The organism is Pseudomonas sp. B6001 (assembly GCF_013386015.1).
Lineage (GTDB): Bacteria > Pseudomonadota > Gammaproteobacteria > Pseudomonadales > Pseudomonadaceae > Aquipseudomonas.
The window spans coordinates 159,848-185,820 of record NZ_JACAOX010000018.1 but is presented as its reverse complement, the minus strand read 5'-3'; the positions used below and the strand labels follow the sequence as shown (position 1 = coordinate 185,820).

The following is a 25,973-nucleotide window of genomic DNA, read 5'->3' as shown; positions in this document are numbered from 1 at the left end:
CGCCGTGAGCTTGAAACCCCTGGCGGATGGGAGTACCGTCTGCGCCTTAGAAGGGCACCTCTGCTTTACCTTTGTGCGTCGGCAATAACTCGGCGTTTTGTAGGACAGAGAGGCTAGAAAGCGAATCCAGTAGTAAGCCCGGCCATTGTCGAGCTGCCTACGCCAACCTAATTCTGGCGCCGTTTGCCCACATGCAGAAAACCAGTGCCACGCTGCTGATAATCGATGACGACGAAGTAGTGCGCGCGAGTCTTGCGGCCTATTTGGAAGACAGTGGCTTCAGCGTCCTGCAGGCCAGCAACGGCCTCCAGGGTCTCCAGGTATTCGAGCGCGACAAGCCCGACCTTGTGATCTGCGACCTGCGCATGCCCCAGGTGGGCGGCCTTGAGCTGATCCGCCAGGTGACCGACATCGCCCCGCAGACGCCGGTGATTGTCGTGTCCGGTGCTGGCGTGATGAACGATGCCGTCGAGGCCTTGCGCCTCGGCGCTGCCGACTACCTGATCAAGCCCCTGGAAGACCTGGCTGTGCTGGAGCACTCGGTGCGTCGTGCCCTGGATCGTGCACGGCTGCTGCTGGAAAACCAGCGTTACCGTGAAAAGCTCGAAACCGCCAACCGCGAACTCGAAGCCAGCCTGAACCTGCTCCAGGAAGACCAGAACGCCGGTCGCCAGGTGCAGATGAACATGCTGCCGGTGAGCCCGTGGAGCATCGACGAGTTCAAGTTTGCCCACCAGATCATCCCGTCGCTGTACCTGTCGGGTGATTTCGTCGACTACTTCCGCGTTGATGAGCGGCGTGTCGCGTTCTACCTGGCCGACGTTTCCGGCCACGGCGCCTCCTCTGCATTCGTGACCGTGTTGTTGAAGTTCATGACTACACGGCTATTGTTCGAGTCCAAGCGCAATGGCACCTTGCCGGAGTTCACCCCTTCGCAAGTGCTGGGCCACATCAACCGGGGCCTGATCAGCTGCAAGCTGGGCAAGCACGTGACGATGGTCGGCGGCGTGATTGATGAAGAAACAGGTCTTTTGACCTACAGCATTGGCGGTCACCTGCCATTGCCGGTTTTATACACTCCAGACAGTGTGCGCTACCTGGAAGGGCGTGGTTTGCCGGTTGGCTTGTTCAATGAAGCCACCTACGAAGACCACATCCTGGAATTGCCGCCGACGTTCAGCCTGACGCTGATGTCCGACGGTATCCTGGACCTTTTGCCAGAGCCTACACTCAAAGAGAAAGAAGCCGCCTTGCCCCAACGGGTCAGGTCGGCGGGCGGCAGCCTGGATGGCCTGCGGCAGGTTTTTGGATTGGCCACGCTAGGGGAGATGCCGGATGATATCGCCCTATTGGTGTTGAGCAGGAATCTTTGATGAGTACCGGAAGAATCCAATTCGCCGAGCAAGACGGGACTTTTGTCCTGAAGTTTGTCGGTGAAGTGCGCCTGACCTTGTGTTCGGCGCTGGATGCGACGATTGAGCGGATCTTCACAGCCTTGAATTTCTCGGCGATCGTGATCGATCTGACCGAAACCCGCAGCATCGATAGCACCACCCTTGGGCTGTTGGCCAAGTTGTCCATTCTGTCTCGGCAGAAGGTCGGACTGCTGCCGACCGTCGTCACCACCCACGAAGACATCACCCGTCTGTTGCAGTCCATGGGCTTCGATCAAGTGTTCAACATCGTTGACCGCCCGATCCCATGCCCGGAATGCCTGACCGACCTGCCGTCCCAGGACCAGTCCGAGGAAGTGGTACGGGTCAAGGTACTGGAAGCCCACAAGATCCTGATGGGCTTGAACGACTCCAACCGCGAGGCGTTCCATGACCTGGTGAATGCGCTGGAGCGGCACTAATTTCCAGCTGAAACACTGTCAAAGTGTGGGAGGGGGCTTGCTCCCGAAAGCGGCGGGTCAGTAGTGAATGTAGAGACTGACGCCCTGTATTCGGGAGCAAGCCCCCTCCCACATTTTTAACTGAGTTCGGCTCGAAATCGGCCAATACAAAAAAAGGGCGGCACCCTCACAGGTGCCGCCCTTTTTGTCGCCGCCGTTTTTAGAGCTTGGCGGTCAACAGCGCTTCGAGTTTTTCCTGGTCGCGGGCGAACTGACGAATGCCCTCGGCCAGTTTCTCGGTGGCCATTGCATCTTCGTTGGATTCCCAACGGAACTGCGCTTCGGTCAGGTGCACACGAGCTTCGCCCGCATGGCCTGGCGACAATTTGCGTTCCAGCTTGCCGTTGTCGGCTGCGAGTTTTTCCAGCAGGTCCGGGCTGATGGTCAGGCGGTCACAACCCGCCAGCTCTTCGATCTGGCTCAAGTTACGGAAGCTTGCACCCATTACCACGGTCTTGTATCCATTGGCCTTGTAGTAGTTGTAGATGCGCGTCACCGACTGCACGCCCGGATCCTCGGAGCCGGTGTAATCGTTACCGTTGGCCTTCTTGTACCAGTCGTAGATACGGCCCACGAACGGCGAAATCAGGAACACGCCGGCTTCGGCGCAAGCCACGGCCTGGGCGAAGGAGAACAGCAGCGTCAGGTTGGTCTGGATGCCTTCTTTTTCCAGCTGCTCGGCGGCGCGGATACCTTCCCAGGTGGAAGCGATCTTGATCAGCACGCGGTCACGGCCAATGCCGGCCTTGTCGTACAGGTCGATCAGGCGATGGGCGCGCTTGAGTACCGCGTCGGTATCGAACGACAAGCGGGCATCCACCTCGGTGGAAATGCGGCCGGGCACCACTTTCAGGATTTCCTGGCCGACGGCTACCGCAAAACGGTCGCTGGCCAGGCCTACATCGCCGTTGCAGTCGGCAACAGCCTCGTCCAGCAGCTTGGCATAGCTTGGGATCGACGCGGCCTTGAGCAGCAGGGAAGGGTTGGTAGTGGCGTCTTGCGGCTTGAGCTTGGCGAGGGTAGAAAAATCGCCGGTATCGGCTACTACAGTGGTGAATTGCTTGAGTTGTTCCAGCTTGGAAGTCATGGGCGTGCTCTGTCCTGTGGGTCTGATGACATTACCCGAGCGCTGACAGCCGCTCAAGGGCGCAAATGCATTCGATCGTTTGCGAGGGCAACAACCTGAAAACAGCCGTTTGAATCACCGGCCAATGCTCAATAGGAGGCCAAAACAGCCAGCAGGTTCAACCCAACTGCCCGATGACCACCCGATCAAACGGTGGGAGCAGCCTTGCCCCATCTTCCTGACATCCCCCCCATCCAAATGTGGGAGCGGGCTTGCTCGCGAAGGCGTCGTGTCAGCCACCCAATAAACCCACTGACACCCAAATCACCGCCCCTCCAACAACTCCCCGGCCTTATCCAGCAACGCCAGCGGATCACTGGCCTTATGAATATCCACCGACAACAACTGCCGAAACTTCCGCGCCCCCGGGAAACCCGTCCCCAGCCCCAGTGCGTGGCGCGTGATGTGATGCATCGCGCCACCTGTCGCCAGGTGTTCGGCTATATAGGGACGCAACTGCGCCAACGCCTCGGCGCGGGTGATCACAGGTGTCGTGCTGCCAAACAGCTGCTGATCCACCTCGGCCAGCAAATACGGATTGTGATAAGCCTCGCGGCCCAGCATCACGCCATCGAAGGTCTGCAGATGCTCCTGGCACTGTTCGAGGGTCTTGATGCCGCCGTTGAGGATGATCTCCAGTTCAGGGAAATCCTGCTTCAACTGGGCGGCAACGTCGTAGCGCAAGGGCGGGATGTCCCGATTTTCCTTCGGTGACAGCCCTTCCAGAATGGCGATTCGCGCATGCACGGTAAAACTGGTGCAGCCCGCGTCCTTCACCTGGCCGACGAAATCGCACAGCTCGGCGTAACTGTCCCGGCCGTTGATACCGATGCGGTGCTTTACCGTTATCGGGATCGAGACCGCGTCCTGCATTGCCTTTACGCAATCCGCCACCAACGCAGGGTGGGCCATCAGGATCGCGCCGATCATGTTGTTTTGCACCCGGTCGCTGGGGCAGCCGACGTTGAGGTTCACTTCGTCGTAACCGGCGTTCTGGGCCATGCGGGCGCAGGCGGCCAAGTCAGCGGGGACGCTACCGCCCAACTGCAGGGCAAGCGGGTGTTCGGCCTCGTTATGTCGCAGGAAGCGTTCGTGGTCGCCGTGGAGGATTGCGCCGGTGGTGACCATCTCGGTGTAGAGGAGGGCGTGTTTGGACAGCAGGCGCAGGAAGAAGCGGCAGTGTCTGTCCGTCCAATCCATCATGGGTGCAACGCTAAAGCGCCGAGACAGTGTGGGGCTTGATTCTGCTGGGCTAAAGCTCTGTTTATCTAGCATTTTACTCAACGTGTTCTTGGCTAGTTTTAGGGCGTTTTCAGGCGTTTTTGAAGGCTCGGTGGTACGATGTACCACCTCAAAACTGACGCGTACCACTTTCGATATGGCGACTATCAGGGCAAGAAAACTGGCGGATGGGACTGTGAGCTATACGGCTCAAATCCGCATCAAACGCGACGGAGTGCAAGTCTACCAAGAGAGCCAGACCTTCGCCCGGAAACAGGCCGCCCAGGCGTGGACGCGCAAGCGCGAATCGGAGCTGGACCAGCCTGGTGCGATCGAGCGGGCCAGCCGGAAGGGCGTCACCGTCAAAGACATGATTGACCAGTACCTGTTGGAAGTGGGAAAGGCCCGGCCGCTGGGCAAAACCAAGAAGGCCACGCTCGAAGCCATCGGCAAGATGGACATCGGCCAACTAAACGATATCGACGTCACCACTCAATGCCTGGTCGACTTTGCCCTGTTTCGGATGAGCCGCGAGGGCGGCGGCGTCCAGCCGCAAACCGCCGGCAACGACCTGGCTCACCTCGGTGCTGTCCTGGCGATCGCCAAGGATGCCTGGGGCTACCAGGTCGATCCGCTCGCCATGGGCGGCGCCCGCCGGGTGCTGCGCAAGCTGGGCTACAACCTAAAAAGCCGGGAGCGTGACCGCCGGCCGACATTGGACGAGTTGGGTAGGGTGCTGACGCACTACCAGGCCATGCAGGCGCGTCGCCCAACCGTCATCAATATGCTCAAGGTCGTGGGCTTTGCCTTGTTCTCCACACGCAGGCTGGATGAAATAACCCGCATTCGCTGGGCCGACGTCGACGAGCCTGGCCAGCGGGTGCTGGTGCGCGATATGAAGAACCCGGGGCAGAAGATCGGCAACGATGTGTGGTGCTACCTTCCAGACGAGGCGTGGCAGATCCTCCAGACCATGCCGAAGGCGGGCGATGACATCTTCCCCTACAGCCCTGAATCCATCTCCACGTCCTGGGCCAAAGCCTGCAAATTCCTGGAAATAGCGGACCTGCACTTCCACGACCTTCGGCATGAAGGCGTCAGCCGCCTGTTTGAAATGGACTGGGACATCCCACGCGTGGCGAGCGTGTCTGGCCATCGGGACTGGAATTCGATGCGGCGCTACACCCATCTGCGTGGCAAGGGTGACCGCTATGTGTGCTGGGAATGGCACGAAAAGATACTGAGGGCGCCCGTCCAACTGGGCGCCGCATCAGAGAAGTGGCTTAAACGGCGTGTTTTATCCCATTGAGCTGGTTCTGTTCCTTCACAGCGGCGGCGCGCTGCAAGTCGAGGTAGGCAGCGAGGTCGGTGAGGTGGATGCCTTTGGCCGACTTCTGGCTCGGTTCCAAGCGGGTTATAGGCAGCTTGATCTGACCGCTCATCACCTTGCGCTGGAACATCTCTGGCGTCAGGTGCGTGAAGTAGTCCCGGCACACTAGCTCCAGCGGGATAATCGCCTGGCCATCGTATTGGGCCATGAGAATGAAGGCTGTGTTCATGGTGGTCCCCTTACATCCGAAACGATTGATGGATGAATACCGGCGGCGCTTTGTGATCTGCGGGTTTCGCGTCACTACCCTGGGTCTCGCAAACGAACCGATGTCGCTTTCGGTTGGGCGCAGTCAGGGCCCCGGTAAGGCCTGGCACTACGGCGGCGCATTGCTCGTAGGCGAGAGGGCCATTCCAGCTGTCAGCCTTCACCACCTGGCAATTCGTTCGGGTTGCATCTGCGCATAGGTAAAGCAGAAGAAATACCGTCATACGCTAACCTCCCATGAGCATGCGCGTCAGTGCATTGGGCTGACCGTCCGGCGCCAGCTTTTCGAGTGGTTGGCTGATGGTGCGACCCTTCGCGGTGCGCAAGGTGGCAACGCCGCCATCGATCGATTCAATCACGCCGGTACGAGCACTGAGACGGTATTCCCGACCACCGCCGCTCATTTCGACGTAGCTGACGGTGTCGCCGACAGCCAACGGGGTTGTGGTAGCCTCACCGGTGCCGCCTTTGGGTTGATTCACTTGCATGGTGCTTCTCCTTTGGGTGGTCGGTGTCGAGGGGTTGCAGCCCCTCGGCACCACCTTCTTACTGGCTTTCGCCGGTTGGGTTTTGCTTCCGCACCAGGTGCAGCAGCAGGTTTTCAAACTCTACAAATTCATCCGTTTCCGACTGCCACTCCAGGACTGCCTGGATCTGCTCCCGGCTGCACTCCAGCACGAGGAACTCTCTTTCAGTTGCCGCACGAACCTCCAAGATCGCGACCAGCCCGGCTGGGTCGTAGGCTTCGGCGTGAACAATTTTCCCGGACTCGTTAAACCAGGCGTTCAGCTCTTTCAGGTGCCGAAGGCGGTTGGTTTCGCCCTGTGGGCCGTCACCGGTGATGACTTGTACGTGCATGGTGCTTCTCCTTTGGGTGGCAGGCGTTGCAGCGTCTGCGGATGGTTCGTCAGGCCTGGAAGTGCCAGCACTTCACGATGGGTTGTTTGGTGATGACCGCGTTGCTGGTCTTTGCCTGGTGGGCACGGACCGCGCTATCCGTCGCCTTGTTGGTATCGAGTAACTTCCGCGAGCGTGAATCTTTTAGGCGCTCGCGCAGCTCGCTGACGTCGGCAATCTTCTGGCGATGCTCGGCCGCGCACTTCACAAAGTCGTTGAGGTTGATGGCGATGATGTTGTCTTTCTTGCTGTGGTTAACCACCGGGCCATCGGCGTCGAGTCCTTCCAGGTATTCGTATACCTCCCAGAATTCAGCCACCACCGGATGGTCGGAGCTGATCGCGGACTGGCGCTCGATCGCCATGCGAATGATCTGCGTGCGGGTATGGCTGATTTGAGGCTCTGTGAGTGGTACCACCATGCGCAGGCAATCGAGTAGGGCGAGCATCTGGGCATGGTTTTTGTTGATCCGTTCTACTCGAATATACCCGCGCAGCTTGTTGCCGCAGTGCTGACAATCGGTATGTTCGTCATGAAACGGGGTCTCACAGGCGAAGCAGTGTGAATGCAGGTTGCGCAACTTCGCCTCGTAGCCAGGTACGCGCTGGGCGAACAGCTCCAGCACTTCCAGCTCTTTGCGCACGGCCTGCAGCACAAAGTTGCTGAGCGTTGAACCCTCCAGCGCGTTGAGACGATCTGCCGCCGCACGGCTCTCGGGAGTTACGTTCGGACGCACAAAGTGCAGTTTCACAATCCGAGTCATGATCGCTTCAGACGCCACTACAGGGGCGTTCTGGCTGATGGCAATCGTGCCGCGAAAAGGGGGCTCGTAGGTTTCGTTGCCGGCGGTTTTAACGCCCTTGGTCGCGAGCGTTCCGCCCCCGTAGTAATCCTTGAGTTCGTCCCATTCGAAGGTCTTGGCGTGTGCCTTGTCGTCGCCGCTGCGGTCCGACTCCAGAAGCACAATGGGCATGCCGGACACCTGACCCATAAGCCGGCTCCGGCCAGCCTTTGTAGATTTGGATGGGTCGAAGCCTTCGTAACCGTCCCGGCCCGCCAGTTTCCAGAGCAAGGTGAGCAGGGTGGTCTTGCCGGCGCCGGCTTCGCCTGTGGCTTCAAGGAAAGGAAACGATTGGTACCGCCCGCGGATCTGTTCGGCGAACAGCGAGCCAAACCAGAAGGTCAGCGCGACGATGCCTTGGGCGCCGAAACACTGCCACAGCAGGCCCAACCACTGCTGGTCGTATGTTTTGCCGTCCTTCTCCAGATCGATCTTCACACCTTTTTGCAGAGTTTTGAGCTTGAGCTTGCCCATCTCAAAAAACTCCTCCTCGTTGATGTGGATGACCTGGCCTTCGCGGACCGCTACGTCGTTGAACACGTAGCAGTGGTATTCCTTGCTGTACCCCACGTAGTCGATGGTCTGTACTGTTTTGATGCCGAAAAGCTGGTCTTTCATGAGTTTGTCCAACTGTTGCCCACTGCCGGTGAACACGGCCCCGGCACCCATGCCGAGAAGTCTTTTTTTGAACTCGCTGGCGGCGGCGACCTGGCCACCGGTGAAGGTGTTCTTCACTGAGCCTCCGTCGTGCGGGAAGTCGACGCGGAAGAAGTACCAGGACTCGTCGGTAATCTCGTTGCGCTGGAAATAAAGGGCCTTGGGATAGCAGTTGGCAATTTCGACGACGCAGCCCGCTACGTTCAGTGCCTTCTCCCTGAGCTGTTTTTCGCTGAGTGTTTGGGCTTCCTCGTCATCGCTTTTTTCCAGGGCCTGTTTGGCGCTGTTGTATTTCGCGAGGTCCAATTTCCACCAGTACAGGCGGGAGTCGAAACAGAAGTGAAACTCCTCCCGCTCCCGCCACTGGTACATGAGCAATGCCTTGTCGCTGGCACTGTCGGCGATCAGCAGGGCGCCCTGGTGACGGGCTTCCTTAAGGTCTTTTTCAATGCGCTCAGCGCGGGCTTTTTCGTCGTCAATGAACGCCCAGCGCTGATGCAGATCGTTCCAGTCGACCTTGCGTGCATCCGGTTGCGATACCTGGGCGGCATCGCAGGCAAAGCCGAGTTCGCGGGCACGTTTCACCCAGGTGCGGGTGTACTTGTGAGCGCCTGGCTCGTTGTCCAAGGCCCAAACCAACTTGGGAGTTTTGCCACCGCGAGCGGTGATGAGCGCCTTCAGCGATTCTTCTGGAAAGGCGTTTGATGACAGAGCGGCGACAGCCGAGATGCCGTTTTGAATGAGCGCAATTGCGTCGAAGATGCCTTCAACGATCCACAGTTCGTTTACCTCCAGCAGGTCCAGGCAAGGCGGGCACCACCAATGCCCTCGGTAGCTCTTGAGGGGCTGGAACCGGGCCTTCTTCTTGCCGAAGCGGGAAGGCTGATCAATCAGGCGTTCCCAGTAACCGCCATGCTCCAGTGGAAACCGCACGGTTGCAGAGCCGATGTTCAGGTCGCGATCGAAGTAGCTTTCTTGGGTGTACCAGCCCTCAATCAGCTCCACACGGAAACCCCGGGCGAACGCCAGGTATGCCTGGGCACTGGCGGCTGGCTTGTCACTGGTAGCCGGTGCGCGCTTGCTCCAGTCGTCGAACAGGTCCGGGTACAGTTCTTTGACCGGTGCCATGTACCGGCATTTTTCTTCGCGGCCACAGCGGATGAACCACGGTTCGTCGTGGCGGGAAAAAAGGCGTTTCTGGTTGCACTGAGGGCAGGTGCCCTTGCGCATGTAATGTGTGCCGGTCATGTGCTGGAGGCCGTAATCGGACTCCAGACGCTGAAGTACATCAGCCCGGATCTTGTCTTCCATGGGCTTACGTATCACTGCGGACGCTCCGCAGTAGGCACCACGAGCTGCTTTTTCAGCTCGTGGCGGGTCTTGCCAATTCCCGCCAGGTGCGGGTAGTCGGCAAGCACTTTTGGCCCACGCTGACCGTTGGGTACATTCCGGTAGCGATCGGAGTACCAAATATCAGCCATCGTGACTTCGTACTGGCTGGTCAACCACAGCAGGTAGTGCTGCGCCTGCTGTTCGTCCAGCTCCAGTTTTATGGTGATTTTGCTCATTTCGGCCACCAGTAAGTTGCAAATTTCCCCTACCCACGCGGTGCGGGCATCCATCAGGGATTGGTTTCGGGTTAGTGCGGGAGGTTGCGGGTCAGCAGCAGGCGTGTCGGAAGCAAACGCGCTGAAATGGGGTGTCGCTGTTGGGTGCAGTTGTCAAGCAGCCAGATGACCGGCCGGAATGGACCGCTGTTCGGGTGAACGCCAAGCCAGGCAACACGCTTGCAGGTCATGCTTTCGAACTCGGCCACTGCCAGTTCAGCAATGCGCTGCACCAGGTGCAGTGGCACTTCAAGCGACAGGGTCAGGTACCCTGCGCAGTTATCCAGGAGCTGGTTGTCACCGGCGAGGTGCTCGCAACGGTGGCGGTAAAGGTAGGCTACGGCCGCTTGTTGCATGGCAGCGCGGTAGTCACTAGTGGGGTTCGTTGTCAGGGCAATGGTGTTCATACGGTTGCGGCCTCCACTTCCAATTGATCCAGCAGATCGGGTTGATCGTTGGCGGTTTTCATTGCCTGGCGGCGAATGACCACGTCTGCAACCGGAAGCTTCACGGCTGGGTTGGGCATGCCGCTGGGGCTCAGTTCGTGGGTCATTTGAAATTCAGCACGCACCGCCCAACCACAGGCTTCGTTGGTGCATTGCATGTAGGTGATGCGCAGAAAAATGTGCTGGCCTTCGCTGGTGCGGATGCGCATCCGGCTGTGGCAGTGAGGGCACACCAGTTTGTAGGTACTCACTGGGCAGCTCCTGCGCTGTAGAGCTGAATGGTTGCGAACACCTCGGCATACCGGGCCGACATGTAGGTGATCAGCGCGGCGATGATCGCGTCTGCTTCACGCTTTTCGATGACTCCGTCATCCAGGGCGGCTGACATGATCTGGTCGACCTTGCCCCGTTTGGCCGATGCCTTGAGCGAACGGCTGTACAACTCCACGTTGTCCAGCGTTTCCGGGAGGCTCAGCGGTACGAACATGCCGCCGTACATTGAAGCGATGTAGTCGGGCAGGAAAGTGGTACCGGCGACCTTCTCCAGGCGATGGATGTGCTCGTCGGTCAGCGGGCGACTGCCTGCATTTTCGTAGGCTTGATTGTCGAACTTCTTAAGCGGCATACCGAGGTCTGCCGAAGCGTACGAACGACCGCCCGGGTAGGCGCCGATGACGGCCATTACGACGTTTTTTCTGCTGTCTAGAACTGGGCGTTTCATCTTCTGGTTTCTCCCTGGAGTCATCGCCCCTACAGTCGTTTCATACAGCCTGTGCTGAATTTTGCGCGGCACTTTCCGCGAGGATTCCAGGCAAGATTTCTTTGCCAATCACCCGCGACAGGTCTCGCAGGATTTGGTACGTCAACCGGCCACGAGGCAGCTTTTTGTGCCCGGCCCAACGCTGAACCACTTGCGTCACCGTTCGCACCTCATAGCCGTGGCTGAGGGCGAATTGACGGAAGTTGCTGCCGCGCTCGATCAGCCGTGCTTGGATCTGGCGCTTTTCCATGGCTTGGCTCATGGTTCGAGTGTTCCTAGTTGGTTAAGATGTACCTGTTTGTTCGCAGTATACGCACCAAAACGAGTGCGTCAATTGGAATGTATGAAAAAATGAGTATAGCCGCTCGCCTGCGCAGCGTTATCGACGAGAGAGGTATGTCTATAAAGGAGGCCTCAGAAGTAGTGGGGATCCCCTACAGGACGCTTCAGAACTACCTTCTGGGCGAGCGTGAACCCAATGCGAAGGCTATGGCAGCCATTCGCACTCATTTGGGTATAAGTCTGGATTGGCTGCTGACAGGTGAAGGTTCTATGTGTCTGGGTGTTTCATCAGTCTCGTCGGAACCTCAAGCAAAGAACCAGCAGGAGGAGGCCATTCTTGAGCTGTTCCGCTCGCTTGGAGAGGCCGGTAAGCGGGAGATACAGAGCGCTGCTGAAGAAAAGAAACGCTTAATGGATGTCGAGCAGCGCCTCAAGGATTTGACTGAAGCCCTTGCCGATACCAAACGGCCAGCATAGTCTGTACCCATTAAGAACGGATCAGCGTGAAGGGATAGCACTGATCCACTCGCCAAGCCCGATTTACAGGGATTGCGGTTCTGCCAAATCGTCATAGGGATGTGATTTATGCATAGCACCACCCCTCTCTCGGTGTGTTCTCATCTCATTTATGCTTTCTATGGTAAACCCGAAAAAACGATCGGTGCTTTATCCATAATTAAATTAATTAGCTAGGGCGCAGCAAAGTTATGGAAATTACTGAGTCGATTATTCATGGGGTTATCAAGGCTCGTGAAACTAACGGTGACGGTGCGGTAACGATAAAGCCCCGTGAAATGGTGCTGCCTATTGATGCGCGCCTTGATACTTTGGGGGGGGAGGTGCTAACCCTTTACACTCGACTCAGTAACGGCTACGGGACATTTGGTGATGATGCTTTAATTCATCAGTTTCCTATTCTAATGAAAAGATATATTGAACAAGAGGTAGATCTCGTCGAGTTTAGTCGAGGGGTGTGTTCATTGATCTCGGTTCCTATGCAAGAGCAGTGGATGGCTACTACGACTTGGCCGCTTTTTGTTCGATACCATAATCAGGGCAGAGATTGGCTTCTTATAGCAATGTTGAAGCTTAAGGAAGGCGTAGGCATTGATGAGGCGACTCTTGATCTGAATGACTCCTTGTCATTTGACGTTAGCCACTTGTATGAAGCTGCGCGAATTGATATTCAAAAATGGCAGAATGATGAGCAGCCATACCTTTCATTTATAAAAAGGCGAGCTACTGATGCTGATGTTACCAAGTATTTTCGGGTGGCCTTGGCTTGTACTGAATATACTGATGCTCGACATAACACAGAGGTAACGGTTACAGCGCTTAATGATTACTTCGAGAGCTTGGGCTGGGAACCACTTAAAAGGCAAGTTGCTACTGATCGGTTATATGCTCATTGTGTTGAAAAGAAAGCGAATGATGAGCCGGTAAATTTAGTGGCATTATCTGCAATTATTAATGATCAAGCTCCTGAGTCATTCATTAATTTTATAAGGGATAATGAGTACGAAGTGAGTGAGGTTTTTTCGCCAAATCCTGCCACTTACAAAAAATTGATGAGGGTTAGTAGGAGGTTTGGTAGTGTTAGTGTAAGCTTTGATGTTAATGATCTTCGGAATGAAACTGTTTATTATGATCCGGAGTTGCAAGGTTTGGTTATAATGAATCCACCAGCAGATCTTCTTGCTGAGATGGATAAGGCTCTCGGTGCTCAAAATGCTGCCAACGACGAAGATTGAGTTAGCTGTCGAAGTTTACAAGCTGCTGGAGAACCGAACTCTCGAGCAAGGTCGCTTGAGGGGAACTCTCCCCGGCGAAGTATTCCAAGAAGCCGTTACGAAGTTGGAAAGGCTAGAGATGCTCCAAAGTTCGTCTGCTGAGACAAGAGAGGTGCTTTTTATGCCACCTTTGGAGCAGAACGCTTTTTTTGCTTTTTCATTAGATGATTTGCTTGCTACTAGCCAGCGCCGTCAGTCTGTGCCTGCCAAATTTTATCTGGCTGATATCAACTATTTATTTGAGGGCGACTATGAGACTGCCCCTCCAGAAGTATGTTCGTATGTAGATGCTGTGACCCTGGTAGGGTTGTTTTCTCCCCCGCTAGCTGACCACATTGTCCCTAAAGGCGCTGCTAAGTTGATTTTTTTTCATGGAGAAAAAATCGAGTTGTTCCTTGAATATAGTCGTGAGGAGATGTCTTGCTTGAGTGGCGTCTCGGCTTTTGCTCAAGATTATATAAAGACAGAAACGCACGTGGAGCAGAAGCGCACTATTGTTAAGTCTATACTTTTGGAGATGAAGAAGGAGGTTGGTGAGGGAAGGTTTCATGTTGGGTTGATTATGTCTCGATTTGAAGAGTTTGCGAGGCGTGTATCGTCCAGTTATCAGTTGTACGTTTCGGAATTTTCTTTTCAGAAAATAAAGGCAGAGGTTGAAAAGAGTAAGTTTGAGGCGCTGGCTAAAATCAACAAGGTTTTTTCCGATATACAGAACCAGCTTTTAGCAGTCCCAGTTGCCTTGATAGTTGTTTGCGGCCAGATGGAAGTGGTTGACGGATTCTCTTTGAAGAATTTTTTTATTCTGGTAGGGTCGCTTGTTTTTGCAGTTTTTATGTTGTTTTTAATATTGAATCAAAAAAATACCTTGTCCACTATTTTTTTTGAAATGACCGCAGAGTGGGATTTGATTAAGGGTAAGCATAATGCGGTCAAATTAAAGTTTGATGCGCCTTATAAGTTGCTGCGTGTTCGGTATAGATATCAGTCGATATTGTTGGAGGTCGTTGGTCTGGTAGTACTTATCTCCTTTGGTGTGGCGCTTGTTATGTTCTTTTATTATTCTGAAAAAGGCGCTGTGCCATGGGGTGCGATTACTTGGACATCCATCGGTATTCTATCTTATATCGTGTTAAGAGCGGTTTCACTTTTTTGTGATCCTTCCTTAAGAGAGGGTGGCGACAAGTAAGCTGGTGATTGTTACTTAATGATCTAGCTTGCTTTGTTCGCGATCTACCGCCCGCTTCGCCGTTTTCTCACTGGCGTACAACCACCGCAACCGCCTTGGCTTCGCCTGATCCCCTGCCGTAATCGTCTTTTCCTTCCCGGTTTTCGCGTCGCGGTAATACGCAATGATCCCCGTGTAATCGCCCTTGTTTTCTTCTGCCATGTCTTCAACGTTGTCCTCCGGCAGTTTGCTTTCCAGTTCCAGGCTCACCGTGTAACCGCCGTCGGCAGTGAGACTGTGCTGCACGTTGCCGCCATACCAGATGATCTCGTCGATTTCCTCTTTAACGCCCTGGAGTGTGTACGTCAGTTCGGGGATCAGATCTGGCCGGCCCATGGCCAAGTTGTAGCTGAGCGTGGCGCTGCCGCGTTGTAGCCGCCGAAACTCCGCACGGGCGGCGCGTAGGGCTGACTGCTGGTCGCTGTACGTGTGGCGCAGGTCTTTGAGGTTATCGCCGCCGCCGGCAATGGCCTCCTGTTTCTTGGCGCTATTGACGTCGTAGTAATAGGCGCGCACGCCGTCGTAGCTGTCGCGGTCTGCTTGCAGATAGCGGTGCTGGTCGCCGTCGGCACGCGTAAGGGTGATGTGTGGCAGTTCCAGGCCGCTGGCGGTCTTGCCACCGCCCGCTGGCATGCACAGCAGGCAACCTGCTTTGACGCTGGCCACCGCGTCGAATTCTTCTCCCAGGCGGCTGATCAGGTTCGCGTCGGATTCATTGGCCTGGTCGAGCTGCAGAATGGGCAAACCGTCCAGGGCTCCGGCGATGGTGGCGGTGAGGCCGTTGCCAATGGCGATGTCGCCCAGAACGTCGCCGAGAGTGGTGTTGCTCCAGCTACGCTCTCGTTTGGTTTTAAGCCCCTTGCGCAGATCTGCCGATCGAGCGCGAATGCTGAGTACATCCGGCGCGCCGCTGTGTTCGGTTTCGTCGACGGTGTAGGTGCCCTTGTCCACCAGGCCGGTATCGCTCCAGCCCAACCACAAACGCAATACCGCACCCTTGGGCGGGATCGACAGCAGACCATCATGATCGCTGAGGGTGATGCTGAGTTGGTCGGCCTCGACGCCGCGATTGTCGGTCAGCTCCAGGCTCATCAGCCGCGGGCTGATCAGTTGCGCAATGTCCAGGCCGTCGACGGTGAGCCGAAAGGCCGGCACGGGATAGGCTGCGTCACGGACGTACTGCTCGGCGGTACTGCGCACGTAGCCGGTGACCTTGGAAATGGTGGAGTCGATCACAGCAGGCCTCGTAAGATGTTGACGCCAATGCTGGTGCCGGCGCCGAGTAGATCGATTCGGTCGTCGTCGATGCGCTTGAGGCTCAGGGTGAATTCAATGCGCCGTGGGGTGCCGTCCCTGAAAAAGATGGTCTTGTTCTCGCTCAGGCTCTCTATCACCCAAAGGCCGTATATCCGCCCGGTGCCTTCGACCATGGGCCAGGCCTTGCCGGTATTCGCCATCAGGCGTATCGCGTCGAGGCTCAGGGCGCTACCGGCCAGCTCGGGCAAGATGATGCCGGGGAGGGTGATGGCATCGTCGCCACGACCGAGGAACTGGCGCGCGGGCGCCGCGCCGATCCGGTTGTTGCTGGCATGGCGCCAATCGGTTTGGCGTTGCAGCTCCTGGTAGGCGGCAGTGGATAGGCTGAACACGAACATGCCGAGGGCCATCATCATGGTGGTTATTCCAGGTCAGAAAGTTTGCTGCGCTGACGCGCTTTCTTTTCGTTTTCGATGCGGGCCATCAGTGCACGCACGCTCTTTTCCAAACTTTGCATGTCCGTGCCAGGCCCCGCCGTAATGGTGAATTCGTAGGTGTCGTGGCTGTCGTAGACCGCAGCTGCGGGCGCGCTGCTGATCGGTGGCGCAGTGTCCACGGAAAACGCCGGCATGGCGGTTGTGCTCAGTGCCTGGGTGCCCGCCGCTGTCATCTGCTTGCTCATGCTGATCAGGGCGTCCAGTGGGCCTTTCTGTCCACCTTCCAGGCCCTGTGTCAGGCCTGCCATGGTGAACCCCCCCAGTTCTGCGAACACCCGCGACGGGCTGTGGATGCCGAGCTTTTCCTTGAACCAACCAATGCTGGCGTCGCCGATAGAGCTGATGGCCGTTTTGACGCTGCCAAGCCCAGCCATCAGCCCGGTGACCAGGCCATTGACGATCATGTTGCCGAATTCGGTGAACCGGTTTGGTAGATCCACGCCCAGGTAACTCAATACTCCAGCGAACGCCTGGTAAATGAGGCCGATGGGGCTGAAGTTGGTGAGGGTATTGATGATGCTGATGATCCCGCCGTCGAATCCGGATTTGATTTCGGTCCAGGCGTTGGCGAAGTAGGTTTTTACCGCGTCCCAGTTCTTGTAGATCAGGTACGCGCCACCGGCCAGTGCAGCGACAACAGCAGCGATGACCAGGACAATCGGGTTAGCGGAAAGCCCCCACAACGCTATGCCAACCGTACGAAGTGCGGTCACCAGGGGACCAATCAAAATCCCGCCCAGCGTTCGCAGAACCGTGCCGAACACCTTGAAAATACCGATGATGCCGGGCAGGCGAACACCGAACATGGCCAGGCCGAAGCGTAGGAACAGGAACGGCCCCAAGATGCCGGCGAGTGTGAGGGCGAGCCCGCCGAAAACCGCTGACAACACCGCCACACTGGCTACGATCTTCAGCAAGGTCGCCGTCAAAGTCGGGTTGGCTTTGACCCAGGCATTGACCTTGTCTAGCACACCGCCGATGGCGTCCATGACGTCGACCATGGTCGACCGTACGGCTTCGCCCGCGCCGCTTTTGGTGTTGAATAACTTGTTCTGCAGCACTTGCCAGCGACCTTCGATCGCATCAGCACGGATATCCATTTCCCGCTGCATCGAACCATTGGCTGCGGCGTCATTCACCAGGTCGAGCTGACGTTTCAGTTCGTCCAGGTTGTTGACCAGCTTGCCGGCGTCCTTGCCGAATTCTTTGCCGAATATCCGCGTTGACGCTTCTGTCTGTTGCTCAGGCGACAGCTTTTTGATCCGCTCAAGGACACCCATCATTGTGCCCATGGCGTCCTTGCTCATTCCGCTCTGCACAGCCTTTGAGTCAAGGCCGACCATGGCCATGCCTTCCTGGAACTTCTTGCTCTGCATGGTGGCTATGGAAAGCTCACGGATCATCGCCCTGGAAGCGCTCGCGGCGACTTCTGGTGCCGAACCCAGCGACAGGAACGTACTGCCCAACGCTGCCGCCTTGCGGTAGTCGAGCTTGTCGGCTACGTCGCTCATGCGGGTCAGCGTTTCAATGATGTCCCCACCCTTGGAGCGGGTGTTGTCGTCCAGGTAGTTGAGTGCATCACCCAACTCGGAGATGTTCTTGATCGGTACCTTGTACAAGCCGGCGATCCGGCCCATGTCCTCGCCCACCTGTTCCGCCGGCAGATCGAACGCCACAGCAGCGGTGGCCGAAACCTTTGCCATGGTCAACAGGTTCTCTTTGCCCTGAATGCCAGCCCGGGCCTGCGCTTCGACCAGCGCAGCGAATTCGGTGGTGGCAATTGGCATTTCGTTGCTGGCCGCTTTGATCGCGTCCGCAAACTCGTAATAGGTGGCGGTGAGTTTGCCGTTGTCGTCCCGCGCGCCGTCGACCTGCTTGGCTACGCCCATCATGGCCGTTTCGAAGTCGACGTATTCCTTTACCACGCCGATGACTGGGCGGCTGGCTGCGTACGCAACGCCCAAGCTGGAGCCCCCGGCCACGGCCGCGTTGCCCGCGAACTGCTTGCCCTTGTCGTAGCTGCCCCGGGCCATGGCCGCGCGCTTGTGCTGGGCGCTCAGCTCCGCCATGCGCTTGCCTTGCGTGCTGATGCTGGCGTTGGTGGCTGTGATCTGCTCGCGCAGCTGGCGTTCGTGGGCCACCAGATTTTTAGTGCTGATGCCGGCGTCATTGAGCTTTGACCGCAGGCCTTGCAGTTGAACGCTCTGCTGCTGGTGTTGCTGCTTGAGCTTTGTGGCCTCGCGTACCGCTGACTGAAACTCGCGCGTCATTGCCCTGGTCGGCGCGCCGGTCGCGGCAAACTGCTGGCTGAGGGCTTTGACTTTATCGCGTGCCGCGGTGAGTGCGGTGCCGGTCTGATCGGCGGCGGCACGCTGAGCGCGCCAGGCGCTGACGTCTTTCTGCTGAGTGTTGAGTTCTTTCAGGCGGTCACGTGCAGCCTTAAGCGCGCGGGCGGTCTCAAGGCTGCCGTTGTTGATTTGCTTCAACGGGCGGGTGGCTTTGTCGATGGCATCCAGCACCACCTGTAGCCGCAGATCATTTGCCATCGGTGGAACTCCGCACCCTGGCGCGCTCGCGCCAGTCCATCAGTTCTTGCAGGCCCAACTGATCCATGTCAGCCGGTGCCCAGTGAAAAACCACGGCCAGATCGGCCATGGCCTCCTCTACGCAACGAGGGATGCATCCGTCTTCGTCGATTTCTGTAGCAAAAAACCGGTGATCTTCGTGCTGAGCGCGACCAGGTCGGCGGGGTCCATGGACGTGACTTCAACGGTGGTGAGGGTTGGCGAGCTGATGCGCGGTAACACCTTGATCAAGCTGTTGACGTCCATCTGCAGCAGCTCGGCCAGGCTCACGCCGCGCAGCTCGCCCGAGTTGGGTTTGCGCAGGGTGATGCTTTCGATGGTGCTGGTGCCACGGCGGATAGGTGTGTCGAGGATGACGGTGTTGTCGTCAGCAAGTGATTGAACGTCAGGTTGTCCGGTAGCCGCGTTTTTCATGGGTATAGCTCCTGGTGATTGGCAAGCAAGTTATATGGCGGTGGGGAGCTCAGAAGCCCAGGGCGTTGCGCTGTTTCTCCAACATGTCAACGCCGGCGACCTTCTCGATGAAGTTGAGCAGGTCGATTTCGATGATATCTTCGTTGTCGACGGTCAACTTGTAGTAGGTGCAGGTGGTGGTCATGGAGTGTTCGGTGTCTTCGCCTGGCTGGGCGTCACCCATCTCGATGGTTTCATGACGGCCTCGCACGACAATTTCCACCGCGCTGACTTCACCCGTGTCGTCCTGCTCAAAGGCCCCGGTAAAGCGCAAGGCCACACCCGAGGCGTTGACCATGGCGAATTGTTTGAGGCTGATTAGATCCAGGCCGCCGGTCTTCCATTCGAACTGGATACCATCGTCAGAAAAGCCCAGGTCCGCCTTGACTGGGCCATTCATGCCAGCGCCGCGATAGGCTTCCATCTTGCGGCCGAGGGCGGGCAGGGTGACGGACTTCACCACCCCCCTGTAGATGTTGGCGTCGTTGAACAGCATGAGGTTCTTAAGTTTGCGTGGCATCGCCATGGCGGTATTCTCCGGGTGTTTGGCAGGGGGTTAACTCCCCTTTCGGGGAGACCCGGTTTAGCCGTTGATCTGGCTGGCAAACGTCATCAGGTAGCTGTCGGTGATGCGCTGGCGCAAGGTGAGGTCTTCCAGCGGCGGCACTGGCGTGTAGTCGTAATCGATCGTCAGCTTGCCAGCCTTGAGGGTGTCCTTATCGTTGATATCTTCCGGGTACCAGGCGCTGCCGCCGATCAGGTAGCCCTGGGCAACCAGCTCGCGGAACTTGGCGTTGATGCCTTCGATGATGTCCCGCACCAGGGAGGCGTGCATGGGCTTGTCCACGGCCCACATGTGCGCCTCGGCCATGGTGTCGGCGAGGATCTGGGCGGTACGGGTGTAGTTTTCGAAGGCGAACAACGGATCATCGCTGCACGTACGGCTGCCCCAGAAGCGGAAGCCGCCCTCATTGATCAGTGTTGTGACCTCGTTGCTGTTGAGGTAGTTGGCGTCGGTGGCCGGGTTTTGCAGATCCCAGAACACGTCTGCGCTGATGCCGGTCACGCCGTTGACCGCAACGTTGGAAAGGGTCTTGTGCCAGCCGGTTTCCTGGTCGATTTTTGCCCGCAGGCCCAGGGCGCGGGCCACCGCCGACGCGGTAACGGTCGCGCTGGTGACCGTGTCCCAGTTCTGGAACTCCGGCCAGATCACCATGACCTCACGGGCGCCGAAGTTTTCACGGTAAGCGACCACTTCTTCCTTGGTTTTGCAGTCCCAGGCACTGACGTAGGCGAATGCGCGCAGGTCCTGCGCAGTCGATACCAGGGCGGCGGCCACCGGCTGGCTGTCAAGACCAGGTACGCCGAGAATGCGTGGCGTCATGCCCACACGGGCCTTGGCTGCGAGTAAGGCTTTCATGCCGGTGTATTTGCCATCGGCGGTGGTGGTACCGATCAGGGCAGTGGTAGTAGCGGCTGAGTCTGCGCCTTCCTTGACCCGAACCACGATTGTGTAGGGCTTAGTCTGATCGGCGATGGCTTGGAGGCTGGACGCCAGAGTGCCCTTTACGCCGGCTTTGGCGATGGCGCTTTGCACGTTGGTCAGCAGTACCGGAGTGTCCAGCGGGAAAGCAAGCGGGTCCGCATCTTCAGCCGTACAAACCAAGCCGATGACTGCGGTGGGAATGGTGCGAATGGGGCGGGTGCCGTCGTTGAGTTCGATGACCCGCACGCCGTGGAGATAGTCTGAACCGGCCATGGGTGGATGCCTGCGCTGTGATGGAATGACAGTGCACAGGCTGCCGCGCGCGCGGCAGTTCGGCGAGTGGTGGACGTTGTAGGTGGACACGCTACAAGGCGCGCCACCTTTCGATGGTTGTTATTGAACCTGCTCATCAAGCCAAGTGGGCGCGATAGGGCGATGGGTGCTATCCGGGAATTCCGGCGATTGCGGCCAGTCGCGCAGTGCCTGCATGAACACCAACAGCCCTCCGAATTGCTCGGCGGTGAGCGTTGTCGGTGCGCCAATTTCGAGCTGATCGCGGTGCCGGTCACGCAGCCATGCCGCAGACGTCAGTACTCCATCACGCCAAGCGCGTTCGGCCAAAGCCACGGCATCGAGATCAACCGGCGGTTCGACCAGCTCAAGCGAACCATCCTCGGACACTTGCGCGAGCAAACCGCTCGATATCCCTGCCAGCAGCTCCCTTCGCTGCGGCTCAGTGATCGCAATCGCATCGGTCGGAATCTGCTTTTTGCTATTCAGCGCAGTGTCGAAGAAACCACGCTCTGAGGGGCTGTAAAACGCTGCCATAGATGTACCTCTTTATCGGCCAAGCGCCAGCCAAGCGATGTCGCCTGCTGACTGGGTGTAGTTGTTCTGAACCCGGATCACAGACCTCGACACGTACCCAGCTCCAGGCGTAAATGCTGCCCCGGTAATCATCGTCGTAAAGGCCATGCAGGCGCCCACCCACATGATTTCGGTCGGGAACGTCACGGAAAGAGACACGTCACGACCAGGGCCTTGCGACGTACCGCTGTTGGTCGCCTGTCCAACCCCGACCGCTAACCCCCATTGTAAAATCCAGCCGCCCAGCCAGGTTGGCATTGCGATGTAGCCATTCGCGCCAAGCACCCATGAAATACCAGCGCGCAGCTTTTTTGGCGTCACCGCTTTTGTGTCGTCGGTTCCGGCATTGACCTCCGGTTGCGTGGCGAGTTGTACAACGCCCAGCACGCCCTCTTGTGCGGCTTGCCACAACGCGGCCAAGCGCGTGGCAAGCGTCAACGGGGTAACTATCGTCGAAGGTTCAGAGCCGCTATTCACAGCTGTCTGCGAGGCGATTCGAGCGATACCAGCAACGCTTGTTGTCGCCTGCACTACTTTGGCAGCGATTGCCTGCCAGACCCGTAGCGCCGTCATCGGTTTGGTTGTGTCAGAGCCCTGCTCGGCTTCCGTTTGGGTCGCACCGGCGATGCCGTAGCCAGACAAGGTGTTTGGCAACCCTGTCAGAGAAGTGAAAGGCACGGAGGCAATGCCGTAGCCAGACAAGGTGTTTGGCAACCCTGTCAGAGAAGTGAAAGGCACAGAGGCAATGCCGTAGCCAGATAAAGTGGTCGGTAGACCTGTCAGTGCGGAGAACGGCACAGAGTTCAAGCCAGCGCCGTTGCCGTAGATGGTGCCCGTGATCAGTACATTGCCTTCCGACGTGATCCGGATGCCCGGTCCGGTGGACCATGGGTCAGTTCCAAGCCCCATAAATGCAGTTTTGAATACACCGTCAGCTCCGCCCCAAAAGCCAACGCCCCCCTTAATCGATGCAGGAGCCCCGGCGAACATTCCCAATCCCCATGAGGGCGTATTTCCCGGGCCAATATAGAATCTGCTGTTCTCCGTCAATTGGACATTGCCTTGAAGGGTTCCCCCATTAATCGACAATGCATCGGTGATCCCGGCCGCAGCAAGCGTTGTCGGGTTTGTACCGGCAATGACCCGACCATACTTGTCGACGGTAACCTTGCCATATGAGCCCGCATTGACCCCTGTGCGGCCCACAGCCATCTCGAAGGTCAGCGCGGTAGTACCCAGGACAATTGGCGCGTCGGTTACCAACTGCCAAACGCTGTCGCCGTTGACCGTGCCCGTCTCGACGCTCACAAATAGGCCAGGTGTTACCTCGATACTGGTATCGGCATCCTCGGCGCGTTTCCATAGGCCCGTTGAAGAAACCACCCACAGGCCGTTGTCTTTGGCCGTCAGCTGATTCTTCACCAGTACGCGGTTCCCGGCCTGCAACGCCACGCCATCAACGGTCTGCAGACCGCTCAACGTGGTGTTGCCGGTCGTGGCTACCAGTACGGAGTGCTTGAAGTCCTGTTTGGCCTGGGCCTCAATGATGGCTGTGTCGACATACTCGCGAGTGGCCAACACGACGCTGGGGTCAATCTTCAGTTCGATATTCGCGGTGTTGCTGACGATCAGGTTGATCCGAATCACCTGTGTCCGGCCAGATCCTTGGGCGAGCAAGGGTTTGAAGGTCGGCGCGCAGTTGGCAACCGCGACCATGTCGCCGTCCTTGTCGTAAAGGGCCAGCTCACGTACCCACCAGCCGCCAACGCTCTCCGGGATGACCTGCTCGGCAATGATCACGCTGGCGTTGGCTGGATCAACCTTCACCTGATTCAGGGGGGCACGTCGGCGCTCGTTGATCAGCCTGGTCTGCGCACTGTTGGGGATGGGATCGGTGCCATTGGCATCGCCCACGGCCATTTGGGCAAAGGTCCATGCCGTGCCGAGGGCATCTGCATTGGCCTGCTTGGCTCTGCCGATGTCAGTGAGAATCGCGAAAAACTGGCTATTTTGGTCGGTCATGAGTGAATGTCCATCGTGTCGATATGATGTTCGCGGCCACCGATGCGAATCACTCCGCTGACGTCAATGTCGCGCTGTGTCGGTGGGTAAACGCTGAGTTCGTCGCCTTCGTACACGCTGGCCCCGATAAACACCGTGCCGGTACTTTCCAGGCTAATGGCCAGGCCTGTCAGGTGGCGGGTAACGGGCTTGGCGTCATCAATCAGCCACGTTAGCTCCAGGTACATTTCTTCGGTGATACCGGTGTCGAGCACGCCGACCTTCAAGGCAAAGGTGCCGGGTACACCTTCTGGCGCGGTCTGCCACCACTCCATCACCTCGATCAGGTAACCCAGAGGCTCGACCACGCGGCGCAAGGCACCGATGGTGCCTTTGTGCGCATGGATGTAGCGGGATGAACGAATGGCCGCGCGCTTGGTGGCTTCGGTCCAGTTGCTATCCCAACGGTCGACGGAAAAGGCCCAAGCCAGGTAAGGCAGCAATTTCACCGGGCAGGTGTTTGGGTTGCACAACTGCCGCAGCGGTATGGGTACCCGCTGAATCTGTGCGAGTGCCTGAGCGGCTTGGCGCTCAAGCGGCGTGGAGTTGCCCGGAAGAAGTTGTTGGGCGCCCATTACTCGACACCCCGGGTGACAGTGACGCCAGTGCAGTAGGGGGCTTGGGCTTTGGTGGCGACGATATCCGCCCAGTTTTCCAGTTCAACCTTGCGCACGCCTTCGACGTGAAGTGCGGCGTGAACTGCCGATTCAGACACTTCCATTCCCAGGCGCCGACGTTGGTTGACGTAGGCCAGCACGCGCTGCTCAGCTGCTGCGAGAATCGGTTCCGACTCGGGGCCGCTGGTCAGCAAGTACAGCTTGGCTTTGACCTGGTAGCGGACGATTTGCGCGCCTTGGATGGTGAGCCGGTCAGCCACTGGGCGGCGGTCATCGTCGCTCAGGTACGTTTTGACGATGGCAAGCAAGTCGGCCGATGCTGTGCCATCACCCAGGAGTGATTGCACGGTGACCACGGCCACGGCCGGGGATGGACTTTCGGCTGTGGCGTCTGCAACGCGGCCGTCCGCGCCTCGGGCATGGAAGATGTAGCTGTTGCGGGGGCCGGCGGTGCTCAACCCTTCCCAGGACATTTGTGCCCGCTCGCGCAAGCTATCGTCGCCCTCCATCAACCGAGCTACGGGCGGGTTTGCCAGCGGCTTGGCTTCCTGGACAACCAGGCGCGTGACGTTGAAGTTGCCCGCCAGTTGGTCCAGATCGGGACCTTTGGCCAGGGCCAGCAGGTTGGCAATTGAGGCCTCGTTGACCCTCTGGCGCCAGATGGTTTCGCGGTAAGCGTTTTCTTCCAGCAGCTTGGTCAGCGGCTCCGATTCCATTTCGAGGCGGGCAGCAATTTCGCTTTGTTCCTCGATCGGCCACAGGCTGATCATGTAGGCCTTGCGCTCGGCGAGGATCAACTCGTAATCGATCTGCTCGACGATCTGCGGCGCCGGGAGCTGGCTGAGGTCAATCGCGGCAAAGGAGTTCATACGCTGCCTCCCAGTTGCAGCGGGATGCTCAGGCTGAACGATTCGTTGCTGTCGACGACACTGCCTTCCACGTCCAGCACGGACTGGCCTTGCAGATTTGCGCCGACGAACTGAATGCGGCTGAGGCTGATCCGCGGTTCCCAGCGCATCAGCGCCATGACTGCGCCCGAGTACACCCGCAAGCGGGTGACGTCGTTGAATGGGTGGTCCACCAGCTCGGGCAGCAAGCTGCCGTACTCTCGGCGCATCACCCGGGTACCGATGCGGGTAGTGAGGATGTCGGTCATGGACTGGGTGATGTGGTCCAGAGTGTCGATGGCGCCGCCGGTTTGTCGGTTCATTCTGGTTTCCCCGTCTTGCCGTTGCCTGGCATCACACCGCCATGGGGGTGGTTGACCACGCTGATGCCGGCTGCGACTACATCTTTGGAGACGGTCACAAGGCCGACCACGTTCTGGTTGCCGGTTTGGTTGTAGTCGCCCTGGTGATTTATAGGACCGATGATATTGATCCCGCCATTACTGACGATGCTGGTGGTGCCGCTGTCGGGCAGGGTGGCATTCAGGTGGTGGGCGACGCTGTCGTACTCGATCACCGCGCCGTCGGCGTAGGTGCGGCGGTGCAGGCCGGCGCGGTCGCCGTTGGCCGGGATGTTGTCGCAGGGCAGTCCGGTAAGGACAACGCCGTTGGCGAGCTGGCCGGATGGGCTAAACAGGATCACCTGTTCGTCCAGGGTGGGTGGATCCCACTCGCGGTCAGACCCGGCGCGGAGAGCCAGCCAGGGTAGCCAAGCGGTGGTCAGTTCACCGGTTTTTACCTTCACGCGCGGGGGCTTCATCTGCACGGCGGCGATGACGCCAAAGCGGATGAGGTTTTCGAGCATGCGGGAGAGGGCGGCGAAGTCGTTCATAGCGCCGATGGTGGCGCCACGCGCGTGC

The 25,973-nt window shown here is 58.0% G+C and carries 30 protein-coding genes; 6 read left to right on the top strand and 24 right to left on the bottom strand.

Features of this window, described 5'->3' with window-relative positions:
* Positions 1-191 precede the first annotated feature (191 nt).
* A complete protein-coding gene (gene rssB / locus HX821_RS20590) occupies positions 192-1,373 on the top strand; it encodes a two-component system response regulator RssB (RefSeq protein ID WP_003218921.1) in 1,182 nt (393 codons plus the stop codon).
* The gene (gene rssC / locus HX821_RS20585; protein ID WP_003218919.1) at positions 1,373-1,855 is read left to right on the top strand and encodes an anti-sigma factor antagonist RssC; all 483 of its coding nucleotides are present in this window, start codon (positions 1,373-1,375) and stop codon (positions 1,853-1,855) included. Before rssB ends, rssC begins: the two co-directional genes overlap by 1 nt.
* A gap of 199 nt (positions 1,856-2,054) precedes the next feature.
* On the opposite strand, the gene tal is transcribed toward rssC, so the two are convergent.
* Together tal and dusA are read right to left on the bottom strand one after the other, a co-directional pair.
* A complete protein-coding gene (gene tal, locus HX821_RS20580) occupies positions 2,055-2,981 on the bottom strand; it encodes a transaldolase (RefSeq protein ID WP_177036326.1) in 927 nt (308 codons plus the stop codon).
* 303 nt (positions 2,982-3,284) lie between these two features.
* Positions 3,285-4,295, bottom strand: a complete 1,011-nt coding sequence (gene dusA / locus HX821_RS20575; RefSeq protein WP_177036325.1) for a tRNA dihydrouridine(20/20a) synthase DusA — start codon at positions 4,293-4,295, stop codon at positions 3,285-3,287.
* A gap of 103 nt (positions 4,296-4,398) precedes the next feature.
* Between dusA and HX821_RS20570 the strand changes: the two genes are divergently transcribed.
* Positions 4,399-5,550, top strand: coding sequence for a site-specific integrase (locus tag HX821_RS20570; RefSeq protein ID WP_177036324.1), 1,152 nt, complete (start codon positions 4,399-4,401; stop codon positions 5,548-5,550).
* Here the strand turns inward: HX821_RS20570 and HX821_RS20565 are convergent.
* The 9 genes from HX821_RS20565 to HX821_RS20525 all read right to left on the bottom strand — a co-directional run bounded on the left by HX821_RS20565 (position 5,525) and on the right by HX821_RS20525 (position 11,296).
* Entirely contained in the window at positions 5,525-5,800 is a 276-nt protein-coding gene (locus HX821_RS20565; RefSeq protein ID WP_177036323.1) for a pyocin activator PrtN family protein, read from the bottom strand. The genes HX821_RS20570 and HX821_RS20565 overlap by 26 nt on opposite strands.
* A gap of 265 nt (positions 5,801-6,065) precedes the next feature.
* The gene (locus HX821_RS20560) at positions 6,066-6,326 is read right to left on the bottom strand and encodes a hypothetical protein (RefSeq protein ID WP_177036322.1); all 261 of its coding nucleotides are present in this window, start codon (positions 6,324-6,326) and stop codon (positions 6,066-6,068) included.
* A 58-nt stretch (positions 6,327-6,384) separates the two neighbouring features.
* On the bottom strand, positions 6,385-6,696 hold the full coding sequence (locus HX821_RS20555) for a hypothetical protein (protein ID WP_177036321.1): 312 nt from the start codon (positions 6,694-6,696) through the stop codon (positions 6,385-6,387).
* Positions 6,697-6,745: 49 nt separating this feature from the next.
* Positions 6,746-9,544 (bottom strand): toprim domain-containing protein, encoded by a 2,799-nt coding sequence (locus HX821_RS20550; protein WP_177036320.1) that lies wholly within the window; start codon positions 9,542-9,544, stop codon positions 6,746-6,748.
* A gap of 11 nt (positions 9,545-9,555) precedes the next feature.
* The gene (locus HX821_RS20545; protein WP_177036319.1) at positions 9,556-9,801 is read right to left on the bottom strand and encodes a hypothetical protein; all 246 of its coding nucleotides are present in this window, start codon (positions 9,799-9,801) and stop codon (positions 9,556-9,558) included.
* Positions 9,802-9,872: 71 nt separating this feature from the next.
* On the bottom strand, positions 9,873-10,247 hold the full coding sequence (locus tag HX821_RS20540) for a hypothetical protein (RefSeq protein ID WP_177036318.1): 375 nt from the start codon (positions 10,245-10,247) through the stop codon (positions 9,873-9,875).
* On the bottom strand, positions 10,244-10,537 hold the full coding sequence (locus HX821_RS20535; RefSeq protein ID WP_177036317.1) for an ogr/Delta-like zinc finger family protein: 294 nt from the start codon (positions 10,535-10,537) through the stop codon (positions 10,244-10,246). The genes HX821_RS20540 and HX821_RS20535 overlap by 4 nt, the downstream gene beginning before the upstream one ends.
* Positions 10,534-11,007, bottom strand: coding sequence for a YmfL family putative regulatory protein (locus HX821_RS20530; protein ID WP_177036316.1), 474 nt, complete (start codon positions 11,005-11,007; stop codon positions 10,534-10,536). Before HX821_RS20530 ends, HX821_RS20535 begins: the two co-directional genes overlap by 4 nt.
* A 40-nt stretch (positions 11,008-11,047) precedes the next feature.
* On the bottom strand, positions 11,048-11,296 hold the full coding sequence (locus HX821_RS20525) for a hypothetical protein (protein WP_177036363.1): 249 nt from the start codon (positions 11,294-11,296) through the stop codon (positions 11,048-11,050).
* A 38-nt stretch (positions 11,297-11,334) separates the two neighbouring features.
* Here HX821_RS20525 and HX821_RS20520 point away from each other — a divergent pair, with 38 nt between their 5' ends.
* The 3 genes from HX821_RS20520 to HX821_RS20510 all read left to right on the top strand — a co-directional run bounded on the left by HX821_RS20520 (position 11,335) and on the right by HX821_RS20510 (position 14,304).
* A complete protein-coding gene (locus HX821_RS20520) occupies positions 11,335-11,805 on the top strand; it encodes a helix-turn-helix domain-containing protein (protein WP_256349001.1) in 471 nt (156 codons plus the stop codon).
* A 230-nt stretch (positions 11,806-12,035) separates the two neighbouring features.
* A complete protein-coding gene (locus HX821_RS20515) occupies positions 12,036-13,079 on the top strand; it encodes a nucleoid-associated protein (protein WP_177036315.1) in 1,044 nt (347 codons plus the stop codon).
* A complete protein-coding gene (locus HX821_RS20510; RefSeq protein WP_177036314.1) occupies positions 13,048-14,304 on the top strand; it encodes a hypothetical protein in 1,257 nt (418 codons plus the stop codon). The genes HX821_RS20515 and HX821_RS20510 overlap by 32 nt, the downstream gene beginning before the upstream one ends.
* A 15-nt stretch (positions 14,305-14,319) precedes the next feature.
* Here HX821_RS20510 and HX821_RS20505 read toward each other — a convergent pair whose 3' ends face one another.
* From HX821_RS20505 to HX821_RS20445, 13 genes are all read right to left on the bottom strand, one after another.
* A complete protein-coding gene (locus HX821_RS20505; RefSeq protein ID WP_177036313.1) occupies positions 14,320-15,579 on the bottom strand; it encodes a phage late control D family protein in 1,260 nt (419 codons plus the stop codon).
* A complete protein-coding gene (locus HX821_RS20500) occupies positions 15,576-16,016 on the bottom strand; it encodes a phage tail protein (RefSeq protein ID WP_177036312.1) in 441 nt (146 codons plus the stop codon). The genes HX821_RS20505 and HX821_RS20500 overlap by 4 nt, the downstream gene beginning before the upstream one ends.
* A gap of 5 nt (positions 16,017-16,021) precedes the next feature.
* Positions 16,022-18,643, bottom strand: a complete 2,622-nt coding sequence (locus tag HX821_RS20495) for a phage tail tape measure protein (protein WP_177036311.1) — start codon at positions 18,641-18,643, stop codon at positions 16,022-16,024.
* A complete protein-coding gene (locus HX821_RS20490; protein WP_017477242.1) occupies positions 18,633-18,752 on the bottom strand; it encodes a GpE family phage tail protein in 120 nt (39 codons plus the stop codon). Before HX821_RS20490 ends, HX821_RS20495 begins: the two co-directional genes overlap by 11 nt.
* 8 nt (positions 18,753-18,760) lie before the next feature.
* The gene (locus HX821_RS20485; protein WP_177036310.1) at positions 18,761-19,096 is read right to left on the bottom strand and encodes a phage tail assembly protein; all 336 of its coding nucleotides are present in this window, start codon (positions 19,094-19,096) and stop codon (positions 18,761-18,763) included.
* A 49-nt stretch (positions 19,097-19,145) separates the two neighbouring features.
* The gene (locus HX821_RS20480) at positions 19,146-19,661 is read right to left on the bottom strand and encodes a phage major tail tube protein (protein ID WP_177036309.1); all 516 of its coding nucleotides are present in this window, start codon (positions 19,659-19,661) and stop codon (positions 19,146-19,148) included.
* 57 nt (positions 19,662-19,718) lie between these two features.
* Positions 19,719-20,894, bottom strand: coding sequence for a phage tail sheath protein (locus HX821_RS20475; protein WP_177036308.1), 1,176 nt, complete (start codon positions 20,892-20,894; stop codon positions 19,719-19,721).
* Positions 20,895-21,014: 120 nt separating this feature from the next.
* Entirely contained in the window at positions 21,015-21,449 is a 435-nt protein-coding gene (locus HX821_RS20470; protein ID WP_177036307.1) for a phage tail assembly chaperone, read from the bottom strand.
* A gap of 12 nt (positions 21,450-21,461) precedes the next feature.
* On the bottom strand, positions 21,462-23,510 hold the full coding sequence (locus tag HX821_RS32040; RefSeq protein ID WP_177036306.1) for a phage tail protein: 2,049 nt from the start codon (positions 23,508-23,510) through the stop codon (positions 21,462-21,464).
* Complete coding sequence (locus HX821_RS20460) at positions 23,507-24,124, bottom strand: phage tail protein I (RefSeq protein ID WP_177036305.1); 618 nt, start codon at positions 24,122-24,124, stop codon at positions 23,507-23,509. The genes HX821_RS32040 and HX821_RS20460 overlap by 4 nt, the downstream gene beginning before the upstream one ends.
* Entirely contained in the window at positions 24,124-25,035 is a 912-nt protein-coding gene (locus HX821_RS20455) for a baseplate assembly protein (protein ID WP_177036304.1), read from the bottom strand. Before HX821_RS20455 ends, HX821_RS20460 begins: the two co-directional genes overlap by 1 nt.
* Complete coding sequence (locus HX821_RS20450) at positions 25,032-25,376, bottom strand: GPW/gp25 family protein (RefSeq protein ID WP_177036303.1); 345 nt, start codon at positions 25,374-25,376, stop codon at positions 25,032-25,034. The genes HX821_RS20455 and HX821_RS20450 overlap by 4 nt, the downstream gene beginning before the upstream one ends.
* Positions 25,373-25,945 (bottom strand): phage baseplate assembly protein V, encoded by a 573-nt coding sequence (locus HX821_RS20445; protein WP_177036302.1) that lies wholly within the window; start codon positions 25,943-25,945, stop codon positions 25,373-25,375. Before HX821_RS20445 ends, HX821_RS20450 begins: the two co-directional genes overlap by 4 nt.
* Positions 25,946-25,973 lie beyond the last annotated feature (28 nt).